Below are 297 nucleotides of genomic sequence, written 5' to 3'. Positions count from 1 at the left end.
TGACGATGCTGTCGGTGTGATGCGAGCCATAAGCCTCGATGTGGTCGATGGCACCGGCCACGCCATCGACCATGCGGGCCGAAATGATCGCATCCAGATAGTCCGTCCGCCAGTCGGCCTCGGTCGCCGGCACCACCCGGGCATCCACCGCCTGAACCGCGGCGTCGCCGCGCACCTCGCAGCCGGCATCCAGCAGCGCGGTCACGATCGGCGCCAGCATCGCGGGTGCGGCCGCCCGGTCGACCAGCAGGGTTTCGGCCGAGCCGCAGATACCGGTGCGGCGCAGCTTGGCGTTGA

General features: G+C 69.7%; 1 pseudogene. It reads right to left on the bottom strand.

What is annotated here, in order from left to right:
• Nucleotides 1-297: pseudogene (gene proA, locus WG924_RS28115) on the bottom strand (glutamate-5-semialdehyde dehydrogenase); the annotation flags it as partial.

It is taken from the genome of Tistrella arctica (genome assembly GCF_039630945.1).
Classification (GTDB): domain Bacteria; phylum Pseudomonadota; class Alphaproteobacteria; order Tistrellales; family Tistrellaceae; genus Tistrella; species Tistrella bauzanensis.
Note: the sequence above shows the minus strand (reverse complement) of the source record. Positions and strands in the feature narration are given on the sequence as shown.